The sequence below is a fragment of the Actinomadura kijaniata genome (genome assembly GCF_014138665.1).
Taxonomy (GTDB): Bacteria; Actinomycetota; Actinomycetes; order Streptosporangiales; family Streptosporangiaceae; genus Spirillospora; species Spirillospora kijaniata.
Genome location: NZ_JACJIA010000001.1, coordinates 277,359 through 303,916, shown reverse-complemented (window position 1 = coordinate 303,916; position 26,558 = coordinate 277,359). Strand labels below are relative to the sequence as shown.

Genomic DNA, 26,558 nt, shown 5'->3' with positions numbered 1-26,558 from the left:
GGTTCCCTCCGGCGGGGCTTCTCCAGGAAAAGGGTCAAAGACGGGCGACGGCGGCCGCGACGCGCTCGTCGGTCGCGGTGAGCGCGATCCGCACGTGCCGCGCGCCCGCCGGGCCGTAGAAGTCGCCGGGGCCGACGGTGATGCCGAGGTCGGCGAGGTGCCCGACGGTGTCCCAGCACGGCTCGTCGCGGGTGGCCCACAGGTACAGCCCGGCCTCGGAGTGCTCGATGCGGAACCCGTGCCGCTCGAACGCCGCCAGCAGCGCCGACCGCCGCCGCGCGTACCGTTCGCGCTGCTCGGCGACATGGGCGTCGTCGTCGAACGCGACCGTCATCGCCGCCTGCACCGGGGCCGGGACGATCATCCCGGCGTGCTTGCGGACCTCCAGCAGCCGCTTGATGATCTCCAGGTCGCCGGTGACGATCCCGGCGCGGTACCCGGCCAGGTTGGAGCGCTTGGACAGCGAGTTGACGGCGAGCAGGCCCGCGTGCGAGCCCTCGCACACGTCCGGGTGCAGGATCGACACCGGCTCGCGTCCGGGGTCCCAGCCGAACTCCAGGTAGCACTCGTCGCTGACGACGACCGCGCCGCGCTCGCGGGCCCAGGCGACGACCTTGCGCAGGTGCTCGGCGGGCAGCACGCGGCCGGTCGGGTTGGACGGCGAGTTCACCCAGATGATCCTGGGGACGGCCGGGCCGAGCGACAGCAGCCCGTCGGCGGCGACCGGCTCGGCCCCGGCCAGCCGCGCGCCCACGTCGTAGGTGGGGTAGGCCAGCTCGGGGAAGACGACGCGGTCGCCGGGGCCCGCGCCGAGCAGCGTCGGCAGCCAGGCGACCAGCTCCTTGGTCCCGATGACCGGCAGCACCGCGTCGGGGTCGGCGCCGGCCACGCCGTGCCGCCGCCGCAGCCATCCGGCGACGGCCTCGCGCAGCGCGGGCGTCCCGTAGGTGGCGGGGTAGCCGGGGGCGTCGGCGGCGGCCGCCAGGGCCTCCCGGATCGGCGCGGGGGTGGGGTCGACGGGCGTTCCCACGGACAGGTCGACGACGCCGTCCGGGTGCGCCGCGGCGCGTTCCCGGTACGGCTGGAGACGGTCCCACGGGAAGTCCGGCAGCGTGAACAAGGACCCACCCCTCTCGGTACAGGCTCGGTACAAGACCAAGGGCCGTGACCTCCCGCCGGGGGAGGGTCACGGCCCGCGGCGCGAACGTCAGTCCTGGGCCTGCGGGGGCAGCGCGGCCACGATGGGGTGGTCCTTGTCGATCTTGCCGACCTTCGAGGCGCCGCCGGGCGAGCCCAGGTCGTCGAAGAACTCCACGTTGACCTTGTAGAAGTCCTTCCACTGCTCGGGGACGTCGTCCTCGTAGTAGATGGCCTCAACCGGGCAGACCGGCTCGCACGCACCGCAGTCGACGCACTCGTCGGGGTGGATGTAGAGCTGGCGCTTGCCCTCGTAAATGCAGTCGACCGGGCATTCCTCAATGCATGCCTTGTCGAGCAGGTCCACGCAGGGCTGCGCAATGATGTAGGTCACGTTAGTGACTCCTCTCCCGGCTCACCGCAAGCTCGCTGTGAATAGTATGGCCGTCACGGCGCAGTCGATTCGACACGGGGGTCCTCACATGTCCGGCCGACTTGCCGCGCGACTGGTGGTCTCGATCAGTCCCGCGGACGTGGGCCAGCGGGTCTCGCTGCGCCGCCGTCTGCCGGAGGGAGCGTACAGCGACGTCGTGGGCGTCCTCGAATCCTGGGCCGACGGCGTGCTGCGCGTCCGCCGCCGCACCGGCGAACCGGTCGAGGTCGCGGAGGCCACCGTGGTCGCGGCCAAGGTCGTCCCCCCGGCACCCCCGGCGCGCCGCCGCACCACGTCCTAGATCGTGTTTCCCAGCCCTGGCCCGCAGGCCAGGTAACGCGCCCGCGTGCGTGGCCGGGGCCCACTTCGAGGGCACGGCGAGCGTCCGGGCGCGCCGCCGTCGGCCGTCTCGGGCCGTGGCCGCGACAGCGCCTGACCACCCCGGACCGACGCACAGAACGATCTCCTTCCCGTCTCCGCGCCCGGAACCCCGCTTCGGCCGCGGATCCTCCGGAGACCAGGGAGTGGCATGACCATCAGAAGGGTGACGGCCGGTATCGGGGCGGTGGCCCCTGGTGATGGCGGGAACGGCACAGCAGGCGCAGGCCGCGCCATCCGGCCGCCGGAGTGGGCCGGGGTCGTTTCCAGTCCCGGTTAAAGGCTTGGCGATGAGTGCGGTGGCCCCGCCCGTGCCGCCGCCGGAATCCGCCCGCTCCTCCCCAGTGTGTCCTGGGGGGTGGCGATGGAGCCGACGCGGGACGAGCCGACGACCGAACCTGAGGCCGAGCCGCCGGTGGTCGAGCCGCCGGTGGTCGAGCCGCCGGTGGTCGAGCCGGTGGTCGAGGCCGAGGGCCTGGGGCTGCGCACCCGGCGGGGCCCGGTCTTCGCCGGGGTGACGCTGCGGGCCGCGCCGGGGGAACTGGTCGCGGTCACCGGTCCGGGCGGCAGCGGGCGCACCTCGCTGCTGCTGACGGTGGCGGGGCGGATGAGGCCCTCGTCGGGAACGCTGCGGGTGTGCGGGATCGCGCTGCCGGGCGGCGCGGCGCGGGTGCGCGGCCGGGTGGCGGTCGCGCGGGCCACCGGAGCCGCCGAGCTGGAACCCGACCTGCGCGTCCGCGACCACGTGCGGGAACGCGCCCTGGCGGCCGGGAACCCGGCGGCGGCGTTCGGCGAGGCCGCCGGGACCGTGGGCCTGGACGTGCCGGGCGCGGCGGTCGTGGCGGAGCTTCCCCCGGCCGACGCGACCCGGCTGGCGCTGGCGCTGGCGCTGCTGGAGGCGCCGGAGGCGCTGGTGCTGGACGACCTGGACGACGGCGCGGACCTGGCCGCGCAGCGCGCGCTGTGGGAGGCCGCCCGGAGCGCCGCCGACAGCGGCCCGGTCGTGCTGGCCGCCGCCACCGAGCCCTCCCCCGCCGCCGGTCTGGCCGACCGGCTGGTCGCGCTGGGGGGACGGGGCTGATGCGCGCGCTGCGGCTGGCGGCCTACGAGCTGCTGCGGTTCCGGACGCCGATGCAGCGGGCGGGGCTGGGGTTCCTGCTGCTGGTGCCGCTGCTGTACGGCGGGATCTACCTGTGGTCCAACTGGGACCCCTACTCCAAGATCGACCAGGTGCCGGTGGCGGTGGTCGACCAGGACGAGCCGGTCGAGGTGAACGACCGCACCATCCACGCCGGCGACGACTTCGTGGCCGAGCTGAAGCGCGAGCCGCTGCTCGGCTGGCGGTTCACGACCGCCCCGGAGGCCGCCGACGGGCTGCGCGACGGCCGCTACTACGCGGTGATCACCGTGCCGCGCGACTTCTCCGCCAAGCTGACCAGCGGCGCGACCGGCAGCCCGCAGCGCGCCGCGATGGAGATCCGGCTCGACGACGCCAACAACTTCCTTGTCGGGATCATGGCCGAGACCATCCAGTCGGAGTTGCAGCGGCAGATCTCGGCGGCGGCGGTGTCGGCGTACTTCCAGGCGGCGTTCGGCCAGCTCGACGAGCTGCACCAGGGCATCACCGAGGCGGCCGGCGGGGCCGGGAAGCTGCGTGACGGGCTGGGGCGGGCCAAGGACGGGTCGTCCCGGCTCGCCACCGGTCTGGAGCAGGCCAAGACCGGCACCGCCGCGCTCTCCGGCGGCCTCGGCCAGGCCAAGACCGGCTCGGCGGCGCTGGTGGACGGTCTGGAGCAGGCCCGTACCGGCACCAGCGCGCTCACCGGCGGCCTCGGCCAGGCCAAGACCGGCTCGGCCGCGCTGGTGGACGGGCTGGCCGCCGCCGACCAGGGGGCCGGAACGCTGGCGAACGGGCTGGCCGCCCTCCAGCGGGGCACCGCGCAGCTGGCGCCCGGCGCCGCGCAGGTGTCCCAGGGGGTGCACCGGGTGACCGGCACCGCCGTCCCGCTGCTCGACCGTGCCTCCAGGGCGCTGCCGGACCTGACCGCGCTCGCGGCGGCGCTGACCACGGAGGCCGCCGGTGTGACCGCGACGACCGCCGCCGTCGCCGACCGCGCCGTCCACGACACCAGGGTCATCCGGCGGTGGATGCGGGGCGCGGTCGCCGCCCGCCCCGCCATCGCCGGCAGCGTCGAGTACCGGGCGCTGGACGCCTCGCTGACATGGGTGGACGGGCACACCGAGACGCGGGTGTGGGCGCTGGCGAACGCGTTCCCCGAGGCCGCCGACCGCCGTGACCTGCCCGCCGCCGTCACCTCCGCCCGGCGCCTGGACCGGACCCTGCTCGCCCGGCTGAACCTGCTGGCCGAGCGGTATCCCGTGCTGCGCGACGACCCGCTGTTCCGCGAGGCCCTGGAGATCACCGAGCTGGTCGCCGAGGGGGTGCGCCGCGTCGCCCGCCGCGCCGACCGCGCCGACGCCGTCGCCCAGCGGATCGCCGCCGACGTCGGGCGGTTCCAGCGGAGGGTCCCCGGCCTGCGGGAACGGCTGGCGAAGGCCTCCCGCGACCTGCGGACCCTGGACCGGGGCGCCGCGCGGGTCGCGGCGGGCGCCCGCCGCCTCGACGCGGGAGCGACCCGGCTGGCGGGCGGCGCGGACCAGCTCCACTCCGGCACCGCCCTGCTGCTCACCGGGGCCCGCCGGCTCGACGCGGGCAACGCCGAACTGCTCGCCGGCGCGCGGGCCCTCGACGCGGGCGGCGGGAAGCTCCTGGCGGGCGCGCGCGAGCTCGACGCGGGCAACGCCAAGCTCCTGGCGGGCGCGCGCCAGGTGGACGGCGGCGCGGGCGAGCTGCTGTCGGGCGCGCGGGAACTCGACTCCGGCAACGCCGAGCTGCTGGGCGGGTCCAAGGATCTCGCCTCCGGCCTGAAGTCGGCCGAGGACCGCGTCCCCACCGTCGAGGACCCCGCCGACACCGCCGAGAAGCTCGCGAACCCGGTGGACGTGAGGACCACCAACGCCCATCCCGCCAAGTACTACGGGCGCGGGCTGGCGCCGTTCTTCATCGCCATCGCGCTGTGGGTGTTCGGGATCGTGGCGTTCCTGATGCTGCGGCCGGTGTCGGGACGCCTGCTGGCGTCGCGCGCGAGCTCGGTCACCGTCGCGTTCGCCGCCTGGCTGCCGGTGCTGTTCATGGGCGCGCTCGCGGCGCTGGTGCTGTTCGGCGTGCTCACCGTCGCGCTCGGCCTGAACGCGGTGAACGCGGCCGGGACCGTGCTGCTGATGCTGCTGGGCGTGGCGGCGTTCAGCGCGATCGTGCACGTGCTGCGGCTGGCGTTCGGCGCGGTCGGCGACGCGCTCGCCCTGGTCATGCTGATGGTGCAGCTGGTGTCGTGCGGCGGGCTGTACCCGGTGGAGACGCTGCCGCAGCCGTTCCGCGCGATCCACGACGTGGTCCCGATGACCTACTTCGTGGCGCCGATGCGGGCGACGATCTCCGGCGGCCAGACCTCGCACGTCGTCGCCGACGCGCTGGTGCTGACCGGCTACCTGGCGGGCGCGCTGGCGCTGCTGGTCCTGGCGGTCCATCTCCAGCGCCGCTGGTCGATGGCGCGGCTCAAACCGGAGCTGGAGCTGTGACGCTCAGCGGTTCTTGTACTTGTGCCCCGGCCTGAGCTGCTTGCCGTGGAACATCTCCGACACCGTGACCAGCGTGAACCCTCGCTTCTTCAGCCCCGACAGCATGCGCGGCACCGCCTCGACGGTCGTCCGGTGGATGTCGTGGAGCAGCACGATGCCGCCCTTGCCCGGCTCGCGGACGCCGATCCGGGCGACGCGGGCGGCGCTGCGGTCCCGCCAGTCGAGCGTGTCGACGCTCCACATGATCTGCGGCATGCCGACGGCGCGCGCGACCTTCCCGTCGGTGGCCCCGTAGGGCGGGCGGAACAGGGTGGGCGTCATCCCCGACGCCTCCCGGACCGCCTCGTTGGTGCGGCGGACCTGGGACCGCACGGCGTCCGGTGACATCCCGGTGAGCTGCGGGTGCGACCAGCTGTGGTTGGCGACCTCGTGGCCCTCCAGGGCCATGCGCCGGACCAGGTCGCGGTGGGGGGCGACGTTCTGGCCCAGCAGGAAGAACGTCGCGCGCGCCCCCTCCCTGCGCAGGTCGTCCAGCAGCCGCCCGGTGTGCTCGCCCGGCCCGTCGTCGAACGTCAGCGCCACGCACGGCGTCCGCGCGCAGTCGATCGCGCGGGGCGGCGGCGGGGTGGGCGTCGGCGTCGGCGTGGACGGGCTCCCCGCCGCCGGCACGCTGCTCCGCGCCGCGACGATCTGCCCCGCCCGCATGCCTCCGCAGCCCGCCACCATGGCCGTCGTCGCGGCCATCGCGAGTACCGTCCCCCTGGTCACACGCACCACTTACCCCCGAAAGTGTTGCCGTGCGCACTTCGTACCCCTTGGTCCGTATAGGCATGCCCAGGCTTCGCACAAGATCCATTCCCGGGCGCGTGCCGCCGCGCCGCCAAGGACACGTCCGGGAACGGCAAAGGCCGCCGATGATTTCGGGGCCCCGCGCCGGTCCACCCCGTGATCACGACGGTGGAGAGGAAGTCGATGAGCAGCGATCTGCGTTCCGTCCTGCGGGCCCGGGTGGACGACGGCACGGTCCCCGGGGCGGTGGCCCTGGTGTCCCGCGGGGGCCGCACCGAGGCGGCGGCGGTGGGCCACGCCGATCTGGCGGGCGATCTCCCGATGGCCCGCGACTCGATCTTCCGGATCGCCTCGCTCACCAAGCCGATCACCGCGGCCGCGACGATGCTGCTGGTCGACGACGGCCTGCTGGCGCTGCCCGACCCGGTGGACCGGTGGCTGCCGGAGCTGGCCGCGCCCCGGGTCGTCCGGACCCCGTCGTCCCCGGTGACCGACACCGTCCCCGCCGAGCGGCCGATCACGGTGGAGGACCTGCTGACGTTCCGCGCGGGGTACGGGTTCGCCGCCGACTTCACGTTCCCGGCGGCGGCCGCGCTGTTCGAGACCGTGCAGCGCAACCCGCTGCTCCCGCACGACTACCCGCCGCCGGACGAGTGGACGGCGGCGCTGGCGAAGATCCCCCTGCTGTGCCGGCCGGGTGAGGCGTGGCTGTACCAGACCTGCTCCGACATCCTGGGCGTGCTGGTCGCCCGCGTGGCGGGGCGGCCGTTCCCCGAGTTCCTGCGCGAGCGGCTGTTCGCGCCGCTCGGCATGGACGACACCGGCTTCGACGTGCCCGCCGCCGAGCTCGACCGCTTCACCGTGCTCTACGGGTCCGGCGAGAACGGCCGCGAGGTGGTCGACGCGCGCGACGGCCGGTGGACGCGCCCGCCCGCGTTCCCCTCCGGCGGGAGCGGGCTGGTCTCGACCGCCGACGACCTGCTGGCGTTCCACCGGATGCTGCTGGACGAGGGCGCCTTCCGGGGCCGCCGCGTCCTGTCGGCCGCGTCGGTGCGGCTCATGACCACCGACCACCTGACCGGGACCCAGCGCAAGGAGGGCGAGCCGTTCCTGGAGGGCCAGGGCTGGGGGTTCGGCGGATCGGTGGACGTCGCGCGGATCGACCCGTGGAACGTCCCGGGCCGCTACGGCTGGGTCGGCGGCAGCGGCGCGGCGGCCCACCTCGTCCCGGCGACCGGGACGGCGGCGATCGTGCTCACCCAGCAGGCGCTGACGAGCCCGACGCCGCCGCCGCTGCTGCGCGACCTCTGGCGGTACGCGGCCTGACCGGCCCGGTCAGCGCAGGGGCCAGTCGGGGACCTGGGGCGGCAGGTCGGTGGAGATCCGCATCGGGAACTCCGCCGGCCGCTTCTCCAGGAACGACGTGACGCCCTCGTTGGCGTCCGGCGCGCCGCCGAGCGCGGCCATCAGCCGGGAGTCGGCGACGTGCGCGTCCCACGGCGACGGGGCCGACAGGCCCGACCACATCAGGCGGCGGATGGCGGCCACCGACACCGCCGAGGTGTTGTCGGCGATCTCGCGGGCCAGCGCGTAGGCGGCCGGGAGCAGCTCGTCGGGGGCGTACACGCGCGACACCAGGCGGCCGTCCAGGGCCTCCCGCGCGTCGAACACCCGGCCCGTCGCCGCCCACTCCATGGCCTGCGCGATCCCGACCAGGCGTGGCAGGAACCACGACGAGGCCGCCTCGGTGACGATGCCGCGGCGGGCGAACACGAACCCGAACTTCGCCTTCTCGCTGGCCAGCCGCACGTCCATCGGCAGCGTCATCGTCACGCCGACGCCGACGGCCGCGCCGTTGAACGCCCCGATGACCGGCTTCAGGCAGCGGGCGATGCGCAGCGCGACGGTGCCGCCGCCGTCGCGCGGGGTGCCGTCCTCCAGCACGTCCTGCTCGCCCGCGAACATCTCCTTCGACTTCTCCTGGTCGAAGGTGGCGCCGCCCCCGCCCAGGTCCGCGCCGGCGCAGAACGCCCTGCCCGCGCCCGTCACCACGACCGCGCGCACGGCGTCGTCGGCGTCGATCCGGTCGAACGCGTCGAGCATCTCGTTGCGCATGGTGTAGGTGTAGGCGTTCATGCGGTGCGGCCGGTTGAGGGTGATCGTGGCGATCCCGTCCGCAACGCTGTACTCGATCTCGGTGTACGACACCAGCGGCCCCTTACTCGCGATTTAGAAGCCGATTCTAGGAAGCCGTCTCAGCCGAACCTCACCTGGCCCAGCGCCCGCCGCGCCAGGTCCGCCGCCGCCCGCTCCATCTCGTCGGCGGGGCGGTTCCGCGCGGTGTAGTCGACCAGCACCACGACGTTGTGGCGGCGCCCGAGCAGCTGGACGCGCCGCAGGCCGTCGGGCGCGGCCTGCTCCGCGCCGCCGGGCTCGGTGACCTGCCAGGCCTGCTCGCCCACCCCGCGCACCGGACGGGAGTCGGCGAGCAGGAGGAAGGTCCGCATGCGGTCGCGGGCGTTGGCGGTGCCGCCGCTGCCGCCCTCGCGCGAGTACCGCTGGAGCCGCAGCTCCAGCCCCTCCTTGCGCCCGGCGACGCCCCAGTGGCACGCCGACGCCTGGAACGGGTCGCCGTCGTCGTGGAACCGGTCGTCGTTCACGGCCCCCGGCACCAGGCCCCGCACGGTGCCCTCGTCCACGACCCGGCAGGCCCGCGGCAGCGTGCCCGCCTCCTTGTTCCCCGGCCACCAGGTCTCCTGCCAGGGGAACTCCACCAGCTGCACCGCCAGCAGCAGGCCCAGCGTCCACCCCAGCGCGCCGACGGGCCCGATGCTTCTGGCCGCCTCGACCCGGACCTTCTTGCCCGTGCAGCGCGCGGTGAGGTCGGCGAGGGCCCGGTCGAAGTCGGGGGTGCGGCCGAGCAGCCCCTCGCGGGGCGCGGCCAGCGCGACGACGCCCGCCGTCCCGCCCTTGCGGACGGCCACGACCCGCCGCCCGAACGGCGTGGACAGCGTCCGCAGCTCCTTGACCTGCTTCCAGCGCAGCAGGTGGGACGAGCCGTGCAGGCCGTAGGCCAGCCCCTTGCCGTCGGCCACGGTGCGCCCGCGCAGCAGCAGGCTGCACAGCCGCCCGAAGTACAGCACGCCCACCAGCCCGGCGAGCCCCATGGTGATCACGCCGTAGCCGTCGTAGACCAGGAACGACAGCGCGAGCGCGGCCGAGACCACCAGCGCCGGCAGCGCCCACCACAGCATGCCGCGCGGCGGGCGCACCTCGTACGCCGCCGTCGTGTCCTGCCGTTCCGCCTCAGTGGTCATCCCGGACGATCCTCTCCAAGCCGCATCAAGCCCGACCGCCCCGGCATCCTCCCGCACCCGCACGCCCCCTGCCACCGTTCGTCACCGGACCGCGACCTTCGTGGATCCCGGGGTCCCGGGGCGTTCACCGCGGGGTGACCTCCTCCGGCGGCGGCCGGCCGAGGGGCGCGGCCCTTCCCGGCGCCGGGGTCACGGACCGTGGGCGGCCGGTCACGGAAGGCGCGCGGCCCCTCGGGGGTCAGCGCGTCCGGGTCAGGGGGACGCCTCCGGGAAGAGCCGGACCAGCAGGTCGCGCCGCCAGTCGTTCACCGGGCCGCGGAAGCCCAGCGGGGGCAGCACCGCCACGCCGTTCTTGTCCACGGCCAGCAGCACGGTGACGTCCTCGGCGAGCTCCAGCTCGGTGGGGGCGCGGCGGCCGCTTGCGGCCAGCCGCTGGGCGACCAGCCCCAGCACCCGCGCCCAGCCCTGCCCCAGATAGGGCGGCAGGCCGGTGACGCGCAGCTCGGGAAGCCCGCGCACGGCCAGACCGAGGGTGCGCAACTCCAGGCCGTCCGGGCGCTCCGCGCCCACGATCCGGACCTCGGTCCGCGCCGTGTTCTCCCCGCTCATGCCTCGACGGTACCGACTCGGCGCCGGCCGTGCCGACCGGGCCCGCACCCCCGCCCCGGGGACGTGAGACAGATCACCTAACGATGTCAGATGCTGGACACCGGTGACGGCCCCGGGATTTGTTCGGATAAATTGCCACAGTGAATTGGGCCGTGACGACGTACGACTCCGCCTTCGGGTACGTCTCCGCGCACGGCGCACCGCTGGTCGACCTGCTCGACCCGCAGCCCGGCGAGAAGATCATCGACCTGGGGTGCGGGACCGGCACGTTCACCGCGGAGATCGCCGAGCGCGGAGCCGAGGTGCTGGGCATCGACGCCGCCCCGGAGATGATCGCGCAGGCCGCGGCGCTGTACCCGGGCCTGTCGTTCGCGGTGGGGGACGCGCACACGTTCACCACCGCGATGCCCTACGACGCGGTGGCCTCCAACGCCGCCCTGCACTGGATGACCCGCGACCCCGACGCGGTGATCGCGCAGGTGCACGCCGCGCTGCGGCCCGGCGGCCGGTTCGTCGGCGAGCTCGGCGGCGCCGGCAACTGCGCCGAGCTGATCGTCGCCATGCAGACCGCCTGGCGCGTCTTCGGCCTGGGCGAGCCCGACCTGCCCTGGTACTTCCCGAGCCCCGCCGAGTACGCCACGCGGCTGGAGGACGGCGGGTTCACCGTGCGCCTGCTGGAGCACGCCGACCGCCCCACCCGCATGGTCGAGGGGCCGGACGGCGCGGCCGACTGGGTCCGCGTCTACGCCCGCAGCGCCCTGGCCGACGTCCCGCCGGAGCTGGTGGACCCCCTCCTGGAACGGGTCAACGAGCTGGCGGCCCCGGCCCTGCGCCGCGAGTCCGGCTGGGTCGCCGACTACGTCCGGCTGCGCTTCGCGGCGGTCCGCAAGCCCGACGGCACGGCCCCGATGCCCGAGGGCCCGCCCCTCAACGGCAGCGCGCCATGACGCTCCACGTGGGCCCGCACGCCCTGACGTCCCGGGCGGTGCACGTTCACCTGGCCCCGGGGGCGGGGCTGCGCCCGCTGGTCGTGGCCGACGTCCTGCGCCGGGTGGCCGAACGCCGCCGCCACCGCGTCCGCCTGACCGCCGCGGCCCGCTTCCCGGCGGACCCGGCGGACTACAACGTCCGCGCCCCCGAGAGCCTCGCGCCGGACACCGCCGACGTCCTGATCTCCCCGGCCCCGGCCCCCGGCGCGCTGCTGGTCCCCAACGAGACCGGCGCCCCGGACCCGGACCCCCTGGTCACACGCCTGGCGCTCCTGGAGGCCCCCTACCGGGTCCCCGTCGCCCTCACCCCCGAGACGCTCCGGTCCGCCGCCGACCGCCTGGCGCGGTACCGCCGCCTGGTCGCCGAATGGGCGACCTCCCCCGGCCGCCCGATGCACCGCCCCTCGGCGGCGGAGGCGGAGGACGCCCTGGCCGCCGATCTGGACACTCCCGAGGCCCTGGCGGTCCTGGACCGCCTGGCCGGGTCCGGCGAGATCCCGCCGGGCGCGAAGCTGGAGACGTTCGTCCACGTCGACCTCCTCCTCGGCCTGGACGTGGTCGCCGCCATCGGCACCGCCTAACACCCCCAACCAGGCGAACCACCGACCGGCGGCCACACCCGGACGTTCTCCCGACCGCCCCTCCCGGCCGGTTCCGCGTCGCTAACGTGCACCGACGACGGAAGGGACACGGGCGGACACGGATGGCGAAGCACAAGATCGGCGTTCTACTGACGGCGCTGCTCCTGGCCGGGGGCTGCGCGATGGCGGGGGCCACGCCGTCCGGCGCGTTCCGCCCCGGCGAGGCCCCCGCGCCGCCGCGTCCGGCGTCCCCGGTCTCCACCCCGCGCGGCGACGGCTCGCCGCTGGGCCGCTACCGCCTGTTCCACGAGGTCGTCGAGTACACGCTGGAGACCGGCGACCCGCGCCGCGTCCCCGCGGTCGCCACCGGCCCGGCCGCCGCCCGCCTCCTGAACCGGGTCCGCCGCAACCGCCGCGCGGGCGTGGTCCAGCGCGGCCACGCCGTTCCCCGCCCCACCCTGACGGCCCTCCGCGAGGGCCCGGGCCACGGCGCGGGCACCGCCGAGATCGTGGACTGCGTCACCGCGTCGGGCCCCTGGACCTACCGCGCCCGCACCGGCGAACGCGTCGGCCCGGCGCCCCGCCCGCGCCGTCACCTCGTTCACGCGACCCTGACCAAGGCCCACGGCATCTGGAAGGTCGCCGCCCTGACGACCCCCCGGAACGCCCACTGCTGACCGCCCCGGCCACCCGCCCGCGCGGCGCCCCTCGCCCCAGGACCCCGATGCCGACACCACGCCTGACGCCGTCCCTCGTCCTCCTGACGACGCCCTTCCTCGTCACCGCGTCCGCCTCGCCGCCCACGGCGGCCCTCGCCTCGTCCGGGAGCGCGGCGGGGCGTTCGCCCGGTGCCGTGCTCGCGCCCGCCGACGCCTCCTGCACGCCGGGGGCGGGGTGGCTGTGCGGCATCAGCGCCTCCTCTCCGGGCCGGACCGCCATGCCACGGGCCGGAGGGGCCCGCGGCGGGCGGCCCGCCCCGGGGGGTCCGCGAGGCGACACCATCACGCCCATGTGCGCCCCGACCGGCGGGGCGGACCACTGCATCACCGTCTCCGTCCCCGCCCCCGTCAGGACCCCCACCGCCGCGGTCGCCGAGATGGCGCGCGACGCGATCGCGCTGCCTCCCCCGCGTCCCCGGACGAGCCCGCGGGGCCGCACCTGGGTCAGGTTCCCCACCCACCTGTGGATCGACGGGATCTCCTGGCGGACGCGGTCCGCCTCCGTCGCCGTGGACGGCCAGGCCGTCACCATCACCGGCCGCCCCACCCACGTCACCTGGGACCTCGGCGAGACCACCCTCACCTGCGACGGACCCGGCGTTCCCTACACCCGCCGCGCCACCGGCGCCTCCTGCGCCCACGCCTTCGCCCGCGCGACGCCCGGCCCGTTCGCCGTCACCGCGACCGTCCACTACGCCGTCGCCTGGACCTGCCGTGGCGCGTGCGACGCTCCCGGCGGCTCGTTCGACCCGCTGCCCGCCTCCGGAACGGTCGCCCTCCGCGTCTCCGAGATCCAGACCGGAACCACCCCCTGACCCTTCAAAAGACCACCAAAAACCGACACAAGGGGACTAAGAGGCATTAGTCACCATCTATCACCCTTGCCCCTTTCGCCCCATCCTGCTTTGCTTTCCCGATCGAAAGAACCGATCGTTCCCTCCCGGAAGGCAGCAGCAGGTTGCGTCTCCCCTCGCCTCGTCTCCTCATCGCGGGTTGCGCGCTCGGCGCCGTCGCGGTGGCGAGCGGCGTCGCCGTCGCCGCCACGTCCGACTCCAAGCCCCAGCGGGCCGCCTCCGCCGGCGCGCAGACCACGGCCGATCCCGACGCCCGCGCGGAGATCTTCAAGCTCCCGCAGGACTCCACGGAGGTGGAGAGGTTCTGGACCCCGGCCGCCATCCGCGCGGCCGAGCACCGCCAGCCCCGGGCCGCCGCCTTCCCGGCCGCCGCGCCCCAGATCAGGGCGTTGAACGACGGCCCGTCCCTCCAGGGCGCGCCGACGCTGCCCGAGGACTCCGCCGAACCGCTCAGCGCGCAGAGCGCGGGCGTCTCCGCCAAGGCCGTCACCACCGCCCGGCAGTGGACCCGGCACGGCAAGCCCCCCGCGCGCACGGTCGGCAAGCTGTTCTTCGCCGACGAGAAGGGCAACAAGTACTCCTGCAGCGCCGCGGTCATCACCGCCAAGAACAAGCGGACGGTCTGGACCGCCGGGCACTGCGTCCACAAGGGCAAGGGCGGCGAGAAGGGCTACTACCGCAACTTCCTGTTCCGCCCGGACTACAAGGACGGCAAGTCCTACGGCAAGTGGTACGCCGACAGCATCGTGGCGCTGCCGGGCTGGAAGACCAAGGGCGACGCGCGTTACGACATCGCGGCCTTCACGGTGAAGAAGTACCGGGGCAAGGGCATCCAGTACTACACCGGCAGCCAGGGCTACGCGTTCAACTACAAGGGCCGCAAGTACTCGTCCTACAGCTTCGGCTACCCGGCCCGCGCCCTGCCGTCCAAGAAGCCGATGAACAGCAACCGCCTCTGGTACTGCTCCGGCAGGACCTTCGCCGTCAACTACGGCGGTGGCAGCACCGGCCTCGGACTGAAGTGCACCATGGGCAACGGCGCCAGCGGCGGCCCGTGGATCGCCGGGATGAAGAAGAACGGCCTGGGCCGCATCTTCGGCATCAACAGCATGCACAACCTGAAGAACCTGAACATGTACTCCCCCTACCACGGCTCGGCCGCGGTGAGCGTCTACAAGAAGATCTCCGGCTGACCTGACCGGGCACGCGAACGCCCCCGCGGGACGGGTTCCCGTGGGGGCGTTCCGCGTTCGGAAGGGGTCAGGGGCGGCCGTCGCCGGTCGGCCCCTCGGGCATGTCCACGGGCCTGGCGTCCCGCATGCGCTCCTCGGTCCAGTACTCCGCGACGTCCTCGGGCCTCTCGCGCACCTCGTGCACGACGGCGGCGCCGCCGGCCGGCTCGTCGGGGCCGCGCCGTTCGCGGCCGGCCTGCCCCGCGGTCGCCAGGCCCACGACGGCGGCGCCCGCCGCCATCGCGGCCGCGCCTGCCAGGACGGCGATCCTGCGCCGGTTCATACGCCCTCCCCGGGGATCGATGGACCCGGAAATTCATCCTAGAAGATGACGCTTTCGTGATCTGTCGTCACGACAATCTCCCCTGACCCCGTGAACCCCGCGACAACAGGGAGTCCCCCCACGTGACCCGTATGGGCCGAACCGCCGGAGTCCTGTTCGGCGGCGTCGCGCTGACCGCCGCGTTCCTGGTCCAGGGCCCGGCGCAGGCCGCACCGCGCCAGCCGGAACGGCCGCAGTCCCCCGCCACCGCCCCCGTCACCACCGCCGCCCAGAAGATCTCCTGGCGCAAGTGTCCCGACGACCGCACCGTGCAGTGCGGAACGCTCACCGTTCCCATCGACTGGTCCAACCCCAAGCGCGGCAGCGTCAAGCTCGCCGTCGCCCGCGCCAAGGCCACCGACCCCAAGAAGCGCATCGGCGTCCTGCTGGTCAACCCGGGCGGCCCCGGCGGCTCGGGCGTCGATTTCGCGCTGGACCGCGCGGGCCTGTCCAAGCAGGTCCGGCAGCGCTACGACATCGTGGGCTTCGACCCGCGCGGCACCGGCGGCAGCCGCGCGGTGAAGTGCGGCAAGGTCGGCAAGGCCCCGCGCGCGTATCCGCGCAACCAGGCCGAGTTCGACAAGCTGAAGAAGTACCAGGCCGCCCTGTACAAGGCGTGCCGCGCGAAGACCGGGACGCTGTACGACTTCCTCGGCGCCGGGAGCGTCGCCCGCGACATGGACGCGATCCGCGCGGCGCTCGGCGCGAAGAAGGTGTCGTTCTACGGCGTGTCCTACGGGACGTGGCTCGGCCAGCGGTACGCCGAGCTGTTCCCCACCCGCCTGCGCGGCCTGGCGCTCGACGGCGCCATGGACCACACGGTGAACACCGCCGCCCGCTTCTCCGTGGACGAGGCCCGCGGGCTGGAGGCGGCCTACGGCCAGTTCGCGCGGTGGTGCCGCACGTCCAAGCACTGCGCGCTGCGCGGCAAGGACGCCGTCAAGGTCCTGGACGGCCTGATGGCCCGCGCCGACAAGGGCACCCTCCACGAGATCGGCGACCCGAAGGAACGCCTGGAGGCCACCGACCTCGCCCAGATGGTCCGGGCGTCGTCCTACGACCCGATCTCCTGGGCGCAGCTGGGCGAGGAGCTGCGCGAGCTGTCCCGCCAGAAGGTCCGCCGGATCAGGACGGGCACCGCCGAGGCCGTCGCGGCCGACGGGAGGTTCGCGGGCATCCTGTGCGCGGACTGGTCGTTCCCGATCCGCGACCACAGGGCGCTCGCGGCGGTCCGCGCCGAGACCCGCCGGGCCGCGCCGCACCTCCGGCTGAACCCGCTGGGCTGGGAGGCGATCACCGCCTGCCTCGGCCGTCCCGCCGCGACGGACCCGCAGCGCCCCTACCGGGTGCGGAACGCCCCGCCGTCGCTGGTCGTGAACGCCGTGGCCGACCCGGTGACGGTCTACCCGTGGGCGGTCAGCACGACGCTGCGCATCCCGCGCACCTCGCTGCTGACCTACCGCGGCGCGGGCCACGGCGCGTACACGCTGAGCCCGTGCTCCCGCAAGGCGGTGGACGCCTACCTGCTGAGCGGGAAGACCCCCCGCCTCGGGGCGACCTGCCCGGCGGTGGCCCCGGACTTCACCGAGGCCCGCGGCAGCAGCCGCGGCCCGGCGAAGCCGCGTCGCTTCTGACGCCCCGGCGTGGGGGGGGCCCCCCCCCCCCCCCCCCCCCCCCCCCCCCCCCCCCCCCCCCGGGGGCCCCCCGGGGGGGGGGGGGCCCCCCCCGGGCCCCCCCCCCCCCCCCGGCCCCCCCGCGGCGCCCCCCCGCGCCCCGGGGCACGGCGGGGGGCGCCCCCCCGGGGGGGGGGGCGCCCCCCCCCCCCCCCCCCCACGCCTCGCCCCTCACCGCCCGGGCGCGGGAAGCGACTGGCCGATGCCGAGCAGGTTCCCCTCGCTGTCGCGGAACCACACGGCGCGCTCACCGACCCCGCCGTGCGAGGGGTAGTCGCCCTCGACCTCGGCGATCCCGTCGACGGTGCGCAGGCCGGGCAGGTCGTACTCCTCGAACTCCACCCCGCGTTCGCGCAGCTCGGCGACGGTCCGTTCGAGATCGTCGACGTGCCAGGAGAGCTGGGTGTGCTCACCGGAGGGCTTCCCGGCGGACGCGAACAGCGCGAACTCGCCGCCCGGGAACCGGTAGCGCAGGCCGCCCGGCCGCGTCTCGACGGGCTCCAGCCCCAGCTTCTCCCGGTAGAACCGGCGGGCCCGGTCGAGGTCCAGCGCGGGAAGCCGCCCCGCGACCGACGCGCCGGCCAGCGGGCCGACGCTCCCCGTTCCCAGCCGCGCGCGGCGGGCGGTCCAGTACTCCGGCGTCAGCTCGATGATCTGCACGAGGTTGCCATCGGGGTCGCGCAGCGTCGCGAACCACGCCCCGGCCCCCTCCCGGTACTCCGGCTCGGCGACCCACTCCACGCCCAGCGCGTCGAGCCGCCGCGCCACGGCACGCGCGTCGGCGACGTGCAGATTGAGGATCACCCGCTCCGGCTCGGCGGCCCGTTCGGCCACGTCCTCGCGGCCGTCGACGAGCACCCCCACCTCGCCCAGGGGCAGGAACCCGTCCCCGTCCGCCCGCACGTCGAAGGCGCGCTCGTACCAGGCTCGCAGGCGGGCGGGGTCGGTGCTCGCCAGCAGGATGCTTCCGATATTCGGGGTCATGCGTCCTCCACGTTCGCGGTCTCTCCCGAAATGGACTCCGCGCGCCCCCGGAACTCACCGCCCGCCGTCAGGGAGCCTCGCCCTCGACGAGGAACCCGTCGGCCAGCAGCTCGGCCACCGAACACGGCAGCACGTACGCGACGCCGCCGCCCGGCTGGCCGAACCAGGGCACGGCCGTCCCGGTCAGCACCCGCAGCGGCTGCTCGGTCCGGTACACGTGGTAGGGCCGCTCCTCCCAGTCCGGGGGCAGCGAGCGGTGCGGGAACGGCGTGCGGGCGATGTACACGACGTTCCCGGCGGGGCTGCCGTGGCGGTCCACGCGCGTTCCGGCGGGCAGCTCGACGATCCGCCGTTCCCGGAAGAGGCTGAGCGGCGGCTCTCCGGGCAGGGACCCGATCCGTTCCTCCTCCTCGGGCGGCGGCGACGGCTCCTTCGGCTCGGGGGATCCCGGACGCCGCAGCAGCACGCTGCCCAGCAGGTAGGAGACGGCCTGGCCGGGCTCCTCGAACGCCATCGCGTGGTGCCGCTCGCCGTCCTGGAGGTAGAAGACGACCCACCGCCCGTCCTCCACCACCAGGCACCAGGCGTCCTCGGCGGTCCCCCTGACCCGGTAGCGGGCCGGGTCGACGCCCAGCTCCTCAAGCTTGCGGTCCAACCGCGTCAGCCACACCTTGGTGGGGGTGGGCTTCCCCAGGGGCTCCCCGTCGTCGACGAGGGTCTCGGGCACCGCGCCGAGCGACACGGCGGTGGACAGCCCCTCCGCGACGGTGGTGGCGGGCGCGGGAACGGGCGCGACCTTGAAATCACCACCGGAGCCGTCCGCGCCCCCGCGCCCCTCCCCGGCCACGGGCTCGTCCGCGGGCCCGCCGCCGGAAGCACGCTCTCCCCCGCCCCCCGGCACGGGCTCCGCGATGGTCTCCGGCGCGGACGCGAACTCCACCGCAGGCGCACCACCGGCAGCAGGCGCCGGGTCCACCATCGTCATCGCGCCGGGCGCGGGCATGTTGCCGGAAGCCCCACCCGCCTCAGGCACCGGCTCCGCGACGGCCTCCGGCGCGGGCGCGAACTCCACCGAGGGCTCACGACGGGCGGCGGGGGCGGAGTCCACCATCGTCATCGGCGCGGGCACCGGCTCCGCGACGGCCTTCGATGCAGGCGCGAACTCCACCGAGGGCGCGCGACCGGCGGCGGGCGCGGAGTCCACCATCGTCATCGGCGCGGGTGCGGGTGCGTCCCGGCCGCCCGTCACCGCCGCGCGGGCCGCCTCGCGTTCCGCGTCGCTCACCTCCGGGACGCGGAAGCCCCGCGCGCGGATGTGCGCCACCAGGTCCGCCTCCGGCGGGACCCCGTGTTGCTCCAGGTAGTAGCCGACCGCCCCCGACCACACCCAGGTGCCGTCGGTGTGGAACGTCAGCGGCACGCGTTCGCCCCGCTCCGGTTCGACCCGGTCGGGCGCGAGCGACCGCGCCCCCAGCACCACCGGCGCGTGCCGCAGGTACGCCACCACGTCCTCGACCTCGTGCCACGGAACGGCGGGGCGCGTCACCACCGGCCGCCCGCTCTCGGGATCGCCGTGGTCGAAGACCCGCGCCTTCCGGAACCCTCCGGCGGACGGCTCCGCCGCCCCCAGCACCCGCCGCATCCACTCCGGCACCCGTTCGCGCGGGTGGCGTTCCAGCTCCCGCCGGACGTCCTCCCCCGAGGGCACCGCGCTCCAGGCGGGGTCCTCGTCGTAGACGAAGCCCGCCCGGCACCGCACGCCGCCGTGCTCGTACAGGACCTCGAAGTCGATCCGCGACCAGGTGTCCCCCTGGAACGCGTGCGTTCCTCCCCGCAGCCGTTCCAGCAGGGCCGCGACGGACGGGGGCGGCGTCCACATCTCCATGCGCCCGCCGGCCAGGGCCACCATCAGCGGCGGCAGCTCCACGTGCCCGCCCGCCGCCTGGTAGTACCCGAAGACCTTCTCCCACAGCGGCGGGGCCTGGTCCGCGACCAGCCCGGCCAGCCCCTCCGAGAGCACCTCCGCCTGCTCGACCGGTCCCAGCGCGGGGACGTCACCGGCGCCGGGCGACGGCTCCCGCCCCTCCATCCGGTCCCGCAGCCAGCCGGGCACGTGGGCGGCGTCCCGGGGCATGACGACCTGGTCCCGCCGCCACCACTCCTCGGGGATCGGGGGCTCCCACCCCGGATCGAACTCCCGGTTGTAGAGGACCTGGAACCCCGACGGCTCCACGAAGAAGACGACCGAGAACCAGGTCCCCTCCTCCGACCGGTAGCAGGCCCGCCGCAGCTCGTCCAGCAGGCCGCCCAGCTCCTCCGGGACGCTCTCCACGACCGCGATCCGCGACTCCCCGAGGTGCGCGCTCAGCGACGCCTCGCGGGTGGCGACGTTCGCCCGGCAGTGCAGGTCGGCGCGCGTCCACTCCGGGGGCGCGGCGGAACGCACGAGACGCGCGATCCGTCTCTCCAGCTCCTCGACGAGCCCGTTGTGCTCCGCCACCACCGAGAGTCGCCCCCTTTTGGACCGTCCGCAACGCCCCGAAGGCTATCGATCCACCCGAAACGCGACCACTCGAACCCGCAGAGCCACCAAAACATCTCCAAAGAGCACGACAGATGACACCGACCAATACCTTTGCCAAACCAGCACAACGTTCGCCAGGCTCGTAGGCATGCGCACCGAAGACCTGATCACGCTGGAGAAGCGCGGCACGCTGCCCAAGTTCGTCCTGTTCTGGGGTGGCAAGCAGCGCAAGGGCTGCCTGAGCCAGTGGTGGCCCTCCCCGTTCACCGTCGACGGTGTCCGCTACGCCACGGCCGAGCACTACATGATGGCCGAGAAGGCGCGGCTGTTCGGCGACGAGGACGTCCTGACCGACATCCTCGCCAAGCCGGACCCGGCCCGGGCCAAGGCGTTCGGCCGCAAGATCAGGGGCTTCGACGAGCGGACCTGGGAGGAGCACCGCTACGACATCGTCGTGCGGGGCAACGTCGCCAAGTTCTCCGCCCACGACGACCTGCGCGAATACCTCGTGGCCACCGACGGCAGGATCCTGGTGGAGGCCAGCCCGGTGGACCGGGTCTGGGGGATCGGCCTGGCCGAGGACGACCCCCGCGCGCAGCAGCCGTCCCAGTGGCGCGGCCTGAACCTGCTGGGCTTCGCCCTCATGGACGCCCGCGCCGAGCTGGCCGGATAACCCCTCGATTACCCGCCCCGCCCCCGCCTCGAATAACGTCAGGTCCCGTGGCCACCGAAACCGACGCCCCCACCGCCCCCGCACCGTCCCCGCGCCGCCGGCGCCTGGCCCGCCGGCTGGTCGCGGCGGTCGTCGCGCTGGCCCTCCTGGCGGTCGCGGCGGTCGCGGGCGTCGGCTGGTACTTCTCGGGTGTGGCGACCGAGGTGGAGCACGGCCGCGAGTACGACCTGACGATCCTGGACGCCGGGAACGGCACCGTCACCCTCCCCCGCGACCCCGGCACCCTCCGTCCGGGCGTGTGGGGCCTGGAGTGGTCCGGCGGCCGGGCGATCCTGGGCCCGGTCACCGCGGCGACCGCCACCACCGTCACCCGGAGGATCGACCGGGCCGTCCAGGGCACCCCGGTCAAGGGGGCGCGTGCCGTGATCGACCACTGGGTCTACGCGGGCGACCCCAGGACGGCCCTCGGCCTGGAGTTCGAGCAGGTCACCTACCCCTCCAAGCTCGGCCCGATGCCCGCCTGGCTGCTGCCCGGCGCGGGCCTGAACCGCCCCTGGGTGATCGCCGTCCACGGCCACAACGCCGACCGCGCCGAGACGTTCCGCGCGATGCGGGCCGTGCGGCGCACCGGCCTGCCGATGCTGTCGATCGCCTACCGCAACGACACCGGCGCCCCCGCCAGCCCCGACGGCCGCAACAACCTGGGCCACACCGAGTGGAACGAGGTGGCCTCCGCCATCGCCTACGCGCGTTCGCGGGGCGCGACGAGCGTGATCCTGTACGGCTGGTCGATGGGCGGCGCGATGGTGATGCGCACCCTGCGCGCCGTCCCCGAGGGCGTCCAGGGCGTCGTGCTGGACTCGCCGGTGATGGACTGGGGCGCCACCCTCGACAAGCAGGGCGCCGACCGCGGCCTGCCCTCCCCGGTCACGTGGGCCGCCAAGCAGATCCTCCAGTTGCGGACCGGCATCGACCTGAAGGACTTCGACCAGCGCCGGTACGCCGCGCGCCTGAAGGTCCCGGTCCTGATGTACACCGTGACCGAGGACGAGATGGTGGACAACGCCCCGTCCGAGGAGTTCGCCCGCAGGGCCCCCCGCGGTCTGGTCACGCACGTGTCGATGAAGTCCGACCACACCGACGGCTGGAACGTGGACCCGCGGGGCTACGAGGCGGCGCTGGACACGTTCCTGCGGAAGACCGCCAGGCTGTGAGGTCCGCGCGGGGCCACCGTCGCGGGGTCTGCTGACGCAATCCCCGGAAGCGGGCCCCGGACGCGGTTAGCCTCGGTCGGGTGAACGACGTGGCCACGCTCCCGTTGCGCACCGAACGGCTGCTCCTGCCCGCCTGGCGGGACGACTTCGCCGCCGACCTCGCCGCGATGACCGGCGACCCGCGGGTCGCGCGCCATCCCGGCCAGCGCCCCTGGACCCGCGCCCACGCCGCCGAACGCCACCGCCGCGCCCTCGACCACTGGTCCCGGCACGGCTTCGGCTGGCGCGCGGTCCTGGACGCCGCCGACGCGACGTTCCTGGGCGTGGTCTCCCTGAGCTGGCTGGACGACGCCCTGCCCGGCATCGACGACCCGGCCCTGGAGATCGGCTGGTGGGCGGTCGCCGACGCCTGGGGCCGGGGCACCGCCCCCGAGGCGGCCGGGGCGGTCCTGGACGAGGCGTTCACGCGCGTCAGGATCGCCCTGGTGGTGGCCCGCTGCGCCCCGGCCAACAGGGCGTCCGAACGGGTCATGCGCAAGCTGGCGATGACCCGCCACCGCGCCGTCCCCGGGCTGCTGGTCTATCTGGCCAGGCCGCAGTCGCCGCACTTCTCGCCGCCGGGCGCCCGGTAGTACAGGCAGCAGCTCCGCCGCCGGAACCCCAGGCCGGGCCCCGTCAGCCGCCCGGCGCCCGCCAGCCGCCCCGTCTCCAGCAGCCCGCCCACCAGCCGCGCCGCGTCGGCGCGCAGCCACGGGCGGGCCCGCGCCAACGCGCGCCCCGCCTCCGCCAACGCCGACGCCGCGTTCCCGTGCAGCAGGCCGGAAGCGACCTTCACCCGCAGCCCCGCCGCCAGCGCCTCCAGGTGCCGCACCACCACCAGCTCGTACAGGTCCTCCACCAGGCGTTCCCCGACGGGCCGTCCCCGGGCGACCGGCAGGCGCAGCCGCGGCCCGTCGTCGGCGCGTTCCAGGCCCGCCAGGTCCAGGACGATCCCGTGGGCGAGCGCGCACGCCAGCACCGGCGACCACAGCCGCGCCGCGTGACCCAGCTGCGCGATCGACGCCGCGACCCGTTCCTCCGCCCCGTACCGGGCGTGCCGCTCCGCCACCAGGTCCGCCAGCCCGCGCGCGTACGACTCCCCCACCGGGTGCCAGCCCGCGCCGTCCCCGCCGACCGTCACCGCGAAGAAACCCCCGAGCCCCGCGACGTCCGCCAGGGCCGCTTCCGCCGGGACGCTCATGGCAGGAGGGTCACCTGCACGGTCCCCAGGCGCGGATGCTCGGCCACCTCCGCCTCCACCCCGTACACCTCGGCCAGCAGCCCGGCCGTCAGCACCTCGCCCGGCGCCCCCGACGCCACCAGCCGTCCCCGGTCCAGCACGCAGATCCGGTCGCAGAACGCCGCCGCCAGGTTCAGGTCGTGCAGCGCCGCCACCGCCGTCACGCCCCGCCGCCGCACCAGCCGCAACGCGTCGAGCTGGTGCCGCGGGTCCAGGTGGTTCGTCGGCTCGTCCAGCACCAGCGTCCCGGTCCGCTGCGCCAGCGCCCGCGCGATCAGCACCCGCTGCCGCTCCCCGCCCGACAGCCGGTCGAACGGCGCCGCCGCCAGCTCCGTGACCCCCATCTCCGCCAGCGCCTCGGTCACCGCGGCCCGGTCCCCGGCGTCGTCGCCCTGGAACGCCCGCTTGTACGGCGTCCGCCCCATCGCCGCGACCTCGTAGACGGTGAGCGCGAACTCGCCCGGGTTCTCCTGCGCCACCACCGCCAGCCGCCGCGCCAGCCGCCTGCCGGGCATCCGCCGGACGTCCTCGCCGTCCAGCAGCACCCGCCCCGACGACGGCCGCACCGACCGGTACAGCGTGCGCAGCAGCGTCGTCTTGCCCGCCCCGTTCGGCCCGACCAGCCCGACGACCTCCCCGGCGGCGGCCTCCAGCGTCACCCCGTCCACCAGCGTCTGCCCCCCGGCGGCCACCGAGACGTCCTCGACCCGCAGCGTCCCCGCGTCCGCGCTCACGCCGTCCGCCTCCGCATCAGCCACAGGAAGAACGGCCCGCCGACCAGCGCCGTCAGGATCCCCACCGGCACCTCCTCCGGGGCGATCACCGTCCGCGCCACCAGGTCGGCGACGATCAGGAACGCGGCCCCCAGCAGCGCGGCCACCGGCAGCGCCCGCCGGTGGTCGGCGCCCACCAGCAGCCGCACCACATGCGGCATGATCAGCCCGACGAAGCCGATGGCGCCGCTCACCGCCACCATCGTCCCGACCACCAGCGCGACCAGCACGAACATCACGGTCCGGAACCGGTGCACGTCCAGTCCCAGCGCGGTGGCGGCCTCCTCGCCCGCCAGCAGCAGGTTCAGCCACCGCGCCGTCCCGGCCAGCGCGACCGTCCCGGCCAGCACCGCGACCGCCGGGACCGCGACCATCCCCCAGGTGGTCCCGGCCAGCCCGCCCAGCATCCACCGCAGCGCCGACTCGGCCGCGTGCGGGTCGTCGGAGGTGACCACCAGGTACCCGGTCACCGCCGACAGCACCTCCGCCGTCGCCACCCCCGACAGCACCAGGCGCACCGTCGTCATCCGCCCGCCGACGCGCGCCAGGAAGTACACCAGCATCAGCGCGGCCAGCGCCCCGAGGAACGCCGCCGACGGCAGCGAGAACGCCCCCAGCACCGTCACGTGCGCGGTCACCACCAGCACGGCCCCGACCGTCGCGCCCGAGGAGATCCCCAGCAGCATCGGGTCGGCCAGCGGGTTGCGCACCAGCGCCTGCAACGCCATCCCGCACACCGCCAGCCCCGCCCCGACGACGGCGCTCATCAGCACGCGCGGCAGCCGCACGTCCAGCACGATCGTCTCGCGCACCACGGGCCAGGTCGGCTCGGCGAGCGCCGGGTGCAGCCGGTGCAGCAGGACGCCCCACACGTCGCCCACCGGGATCCGGACCGACCCGACCGCGACGCCCAGCGTTCCCACCGCCACGACGAGCGCCGCCAGACCGGCCAGGACCAGCGGGTACGGCGCCCGCCGCGTCGCCGCGCCGGTCACCGGAAGCGTTCGGGGTGCAGCTGGCGGGCCAGCGACTCCACCGCCCCCGGCACCCGGACGCCCAGCACGGTCGACGACAGCGGCAGCACCGCGAACCGCCGGTCCCGGATCGCCGGAACGTCCTTCAGCGCCGGGTTCCCCAGCAGGAACCGCTTCTTCTCCTCGACGCCCGTCCTCCCGTAGTCGTAGATGACGACCACGTCGGGGGCCCGCTCGGCGACCTGCTCGAACGACACGTCCCCGAACGCCTTGGGCAGGTCGCCGAAGACGTTGGCGCCCCCGGCCCGCCGGATCAGGTCGCTGCCGACGCCCCCGCCCCCGGCGGTGAAGGCGGTCTTGTCGCCGCTGTCGTAGACGAACACCTTGGGCGGGCGCACCCCCGCGACGCGCTTGCGCACGCCCTCCAGCGTCGTGCGCATCCGCGCGACGACCTGCTCGCCGCGGTCGCGCACCCCGAAGATCTGGGCGATGGCGCGGATCTCGGTGTCCACGGTCTCGACGGTCACCGGCCCCTTCGGGCAGGACTCGACGCTCAGGTGGCTGTCGATCCCGGCCTTGGCCAGCGTCCCGCGCCCGCGCCCGTCCTTGTCGGCGAACGCGCTGGTGAACCCGCCGTAGACGAAGTCCGGCTCGGCCGCCAGCAGCGTCTCGTAGGAGGGGTACTCCCGGGCCAGCACCTTGATCCGCCCGTAGGCGCCCCGGTACTCGGGCAGGATCCGGTCGTCGAGGTAGGCGGTGCCGACCATCGACCGCTCCAGCCCGAGCGCGAGCATGATCTCGGTGGTGTGCTGGTTCAACGTCACCGCGCGCGTCGGCGGCCGCCGGTAGGTCGTGGTGACGCCGCAGTTGTCGATCCGCACGGGGAACCCGGCCGCGGTCCTCCCGGTGTCGCTCCGCGCCGGGCCGCCGCCCCCGCACCCGGCGCTCGTTCCCAGCGCGATCAGGGCGACCAGCGCGGCCAGGGCGCGACGCCCCGGCATCCGCACAGCAGACACAGCCGTTCCACACTCCTCCCCGGGGAGATCCGCCCCGGACTCGTCGAGGTGGCGACGGCGTGAGTCTCCTGGCTCTCGGGTCGTCGCTCGTCCCGGCCTTCCCACCCCCCGACGGGGGCGGTGGCGCGTTCGGGATCCGCTCGCCGATCACAGTGGCGGGACCGCGCCGGATTTCCACCGGCTTCCTCGTTCCGCCGTCGCCCGCTTCACGGCCGACACGAGCGTCGGCCGCGATCGATTCGTTCCTGCGCCATCATCGCACCGACCGGGCGCGCACACGCACCCGAACCCCACCGATCCCGCCCCCGGCGGTTCCGGAAGTGGACACGGCCGCGGGACAGGGACGCCCGCCGCCCGGCCCGGCCGGCGGCCTCCCGCGCCGTCGCGCCCATGAACCGCGTCGCCTCCGAGTCCGCCATCCCACCGGAGATAGCGGTGACCCGTCGCGT

At 75.0% G+C, this 26,558-nt stretch carries 26 protein-coding genes and 1 riboswitch; of the genes, 13 read left to right on the top strand and 13 right to left on the bottom strand.

Annotated features, from left to right (window positions below):
• Window positions 1–34 precede the first annotated feature (34 nt).
• Both dapC and fdxA read right to left on the bottom strand, forming a co-directional pair.
• A complete protein-coding gene (gene dapC, locus HNR61_RS01400; RefSeq protein WP_182841287.1) occupies window positions 35–1,120 on the bottom strand; it encodes a succinyldiaminopimelate transaminase in 1,086 nt (361 codons plus the stop codon).
• An 87-nt stretch (window positions 1,121–1,207) separates the two neighbouring features.
• The gene (gene fdxA / locus HNR61_RS01395; RefSeq protein WP_182841286.1) at window positions 1,208–1,531 is read right to left on the bottom strand and encodes a ferredoxin; all 324 of its coding nucleotides are present in this window, start codon (window positions 1,529–1,531) and stop codon (window positions 1,208–1,210) included.
• A gap of 88 nt (window positions 1,532–1,619) precedes the next feature.
• Between fdxA and HNR61_RS01390 the strand changes: the two genes are divergently transcribed.
• The 3 genes from HNR61_RS01390 (at window position 1,620) to HNR61_RS01380 (ending at window position 5,587) form a co-directional block, all read left to right on the top strand.
• Complete coding sequence (locus HNR61_RS01390; protein ID WP_182841285.1) at window positions 1,620–1,871, top strand: putative acetyltransferase; 252 nt, start codon at window positions 1,620–1,622, stop codon at window positions 1,869–1,871.
• A gap of 441 nt (window positions 1,872–2,312) precedes the next feature.
• Window positions 2,313–3,029, top strand: a complete 717-nt coding sequence (locus tag HNR61_RS01385; RefSeq protein WP_182841284.1) for an ATP-binding cassette domain-containing protein — start codon at window positions 2,313–2,315, stop codon at window positions 3,027–3,029.
• Complete coding sequence (locus HNR61_RS01380) at window positions 3,029–5,587, top strand: YhgE/Pip family protein (protein WP_182841283.1); 2,559 nt, start codon at window positions 3,029–3,031, stop codon at window positions 5,585–5,587. Before HNR61_RS01385 ends, HNR61_RS01380 begins: the two co-directional genes overlap by 1 nt.
• Window positions 5,588–5,590: 3 nt before the next feature.
• Here HNR61_RS01380 and HNR61_RS01375 read toward each other — a convergent pair whose 3' ends face one another.
• Entirely contained in the window at window positions 5,591–6,331 is a 741-nt protein-coding gene (locus tag HNR61_RS01375; RefSeq protein WP_246441912.1) for a polysaccharide deacetylase family protein, read from the bottom strand.
• Window positions 6,332–6,559: 228 nt separating this feature from the next.
• Here HNR61_RS01375 and HNR61_RS01370 point away from each other — a divergent pair, with 228 nt between their 5' ends.
• Window positions 6,560–7,702, top strand: a complete 1,143-nt coding sequence (locus tag HNR61_RS01370; RefSeq protein ID WP_182841282.1) for a serine hydrolase domain-containing protein — start codon at window positions 6,560–6,562, stop codon at window positions 7,700–7,702.
• Window positions 7,703–7,711: 9 nt separating this feature from the next.
• Here HNR61_RS01370 and HNR61_RS01365 read toward each other — a convergent pair whose 3' ends face one another.
• From HNR61_RS01365 to HNR61_RS01355, 3 genes are all read right to left on the bottom strand, one after another.
• Entirely contained in the window at window positions 7,712–8,584 is an 873-nt protein-coding gene (locus HNR61_RS01365) for a crotonase/enoyl-CoA hydratase family protein (RefSeq protein WP_182841281.1), read from the bottom strand.
• 47 nt (window positions 8,585–8,631) lie between these two features.
• Entirely contained in the window at window positions 8,632–9,693 is a 1,062-nt protein-coding gene (locus HNR61_RS01360; protein ID WP_182841280.1) for a hypothetical protein, read from the bottom strand.
• Between the two features lie 252 nt (window positions 9,694–9,945).
• Window positions 9,946–10,302, bottom strand: coding sequence for a hypothetical protein (locus HNR61_RS01355; protein WP_182841279.1), 357 nt, complete (start codon window positions 10,300–10,302; stop codon window positions 9,946–9,948).
• Between the two features lie 152 nt (window positions 10,303–10,454).
• Here HNR61_RS01355 and HNR61_RS01350 point away from each other — a divergent pair, with 152 nt between their 5' ends.
• The 5 genes from HNR61_RS01350 to HNR61_RS01330 all read left to right on the top strand — a co-directional run bounded on the left by HNR61_RS01350 (window position 10,455) and on the right by HNR61_RS01330 (window position 14,638).
• On the top strand, window positions 10,455–11,249 hold the full coding sequence (locus HNR61_RS01350) for a class I SAM-dependent methyltransferase (protein WP_312897709.1): 795 nt from the start codon (window positions 10,455–10,457) through the stop codon (window positions 11,247–11,249).
• Window positions 11,246–11,872 (top strand): cysteine--tRNA ligase, encoded by a 627-nt coding sequence (locus tag HNR61_RS01345; protein ID WP_182841277.1) that lies wholly within the window; start codon window positions 11,246–11,248, stop codon window positions 11,870–11,872. Before HNR61_RS01350 ends, HNR61_RS01345 begins: the two co-directional genes overlap by 4 nt.
• Before the next feature lie 122 nt (window positions 11,873–11,994).
• On the top strand, window positions 11,995–12,549 hold the full coding sequence (locus HNR61_RS01340) for a hypothetical protein (RefSeq protein ID WP_182841276.1): 555 nt from the start codon (window positions 11,995–11,997) through the stop codon (window positions 12,547–12,549).
• Window positions 12,550–12,881: 332 nt separating this feature from the next.
• A complete protein-coding gene (locus tag HNR61_RS01335; RefSeq protein WP_182841275.1) occupies window positions 12,882–13,406 on the top strand; it encodes a hypothetical protein in 525 nt (174 codons plus the stop codon).
• A 143-nt stretch (window positions 13,407–13,549) separates the two neighbouring features.
• Window positions 13,550–14,638 carry a trypsin-like serine peptidase gene (locus HNR61_RS01330; protein ID WP_182841274.1) on the top strand — a complete coding sequence of 363 codons (1,089 nt, stop codon included), beginning with the start codon at window positions 13,550–13,552 and terminating at the stop codon, window positions 14,636–14,638.
• Window positions 14,639–14,705: 67 nt separating this feature from the next.
• On the opposite strand, the gene HNR61_RS01325 is transcribed toward HNR61_RS01330, so the two are convergent.
• The gene (locus HNR61_RS01325) at window positions 14,706–14,960 is read right to left on the bottom strand and encodes a hypothetical protein (protein WP_182841273.1); all 255 of its coding nucleotides are present in this window, start codon (window positions 14,958–14,960) and stop codon (window positions 14,706–14,708) included.
• Between the two features lie 131 nt (window positions 14,961–15,091).
• On the opposite strand from HNR61_RS01325, the gene HNR61_RS01320 reads away from it, so the two are divergent.
• On the top strand, window positions 15,092–16,633 hold the full coding sequence (locus HNR61_RS01320; protein ID WP_246442065.1) for an alpha/beta hydrolase: 1,542 nt from the start codon (window positions 15,092–15,094) through the stop codon (window positions 16,631–16,633).
• A gap of 210 nt (window positions 16,634–16,843) precedes the next feature.
• Here the strand turns inward: HNR61_RS01320 and HNR61_RS49800 are convergent, their stop codons facing one another.
• Together HNR61_RS49800 and HNR61_RS46600 are read right to left on the bottom strand one after the other, a co-directional pair.
• Complete coding sequence (locus HNR61_RS49800) at window positions 16,844–17,656, bottom strand: VOC family protein (RefSeq protein WP_312897708.1); 813 nt, start codon at window positions 17,654–17,656, stop codon at window positions 16,844–16,846.
• A 67-nt stretch (window positions 17,657–17,723) separates the two neighbouring features.
• Window positions 17,724–20,156, bottom strand: a complete 2,433-nt coding sequence (locus HNR61_RS46600; protein ID WP_220508846.1) for a glycohydrolase toxin TNT-related protein — start codon at window positions 20,154–20,156, stop codon at window positions 17,724–17,726.
• A 172-nt stretch (window positions 20,157–20,328) separates the two neighbouring features.
• Between HNR61_RS46600 and ybiA the strand changes: the two genes are divergently transcribed.
• From ybiA to HNR61_RS01290, 3 genes are all read left to right on the top strand, one after another.
• Complete coding sequence (ybiA, locus tag HNR61_RS01300; protein ID WP_182841271.1) at window positions 20,329–20,853, top strand: riboflavin biosynthesis intermediates N-glycosidase; 525 nt, start codon at window positions 20,329–20,331, stop codon at window positions 20,851–20,853.
• Window positions 20,854–20,900: 47 nt separating this feature from the next.
• On the top strand, window positions 20,901–22,067 hold the full coding sequence (locus HNR61_RS49795; protein ID WP_182841270.1) for an alpha/beta hydrolase family protein: 1,167 nt from the start codon (window positions 20,901–20,903) through the stop codon (window positions 22,065–22,067).
• 80 nt (window positions 22,068–22,147) lie between these two features.
• On the top strand, window positions 22,148–22,699 hold the full coding sequence (locus tag HNR61_RS01290; RefSeq protein ID WP_182841269.1) for a GNAT family N-acetyltransferase: 552 nt from the start codon (window positions 22,148–22,150) through the stop codon (window positions 22,697–22,699).
• Here HNR61_RS01290 and HNR61_RS01285 read toward each other — a convergent pair.
• From HNR61_RS01285 to HNR61_RS46590, 4 genes are read right to left on the bottom strand one after another with little or no spacing between them, the layout of a single operon-like run.
• Window positions 22,648–23,307, bottom strand: coding sequence for a (2Fe-2S)-binding protein (locus HNR61_RS01285; RefSeq protein WP_182841268.1), 660 nt, complete (start codon window positions 23,305–23,307; stop codon window positions 22,648–22,650). The two genes, HNR61_RS01290 and HNR61_RS01285, sit on opposite strands and share 52 nt — an antisense overlap.
• Complete coding sequence (locus tag HNR61_RS01280) at window positions 23,304–24,080, bottom strand: ABC transporter ATP-binding protein (RefSeq protein ID WP_182841267.1); 777 nt, start codon at window positions 24,078–24,080, stop codon at window positions 23,304–23,306. Before HNR61_RS01280 ends, HNR61_RS01285 begins: the two co-directional genes overlap by 4 nt.
• The gene (locus tag HNR61_RS46595) at window positions 24,077–25,114 is read right to left on the bottom strand and encodes a FecCD family ABC transporter permease (protein ID WP_312897707.1); all 1,038 of its coding nucleotides are present in this window, start codon (window positions 25,112–25,114) and stop codon (window positions 24,077–24,079) included. Before HNR61_RS46595 ends, HNR61_RS01280 begins: the two co-directional genes overlap by 4 nt.
• Entirely contained in the window at window positions 25,111–26,094 is a 984-nt protein-coding gene (locus tag HNR61_RS46590; RefSeq protein ID WP_220508845.1) for an ABC transporter substrate-binding protein, read from the bottom strand. Before HNR61_RS46590 ends, HNR61_RS46595 begins: the two co-directional genes overlap by 4 nt.
• 57 nt (window positions 26,095–26,151) lie before the next feature.
• Window positions 26,152–26,347: riboswitch (cobalamin riboswitch) on the bottom strand.
• Between the last annotated feature and the right edge of the window lie 211 nt (window positions 26,348–26,558).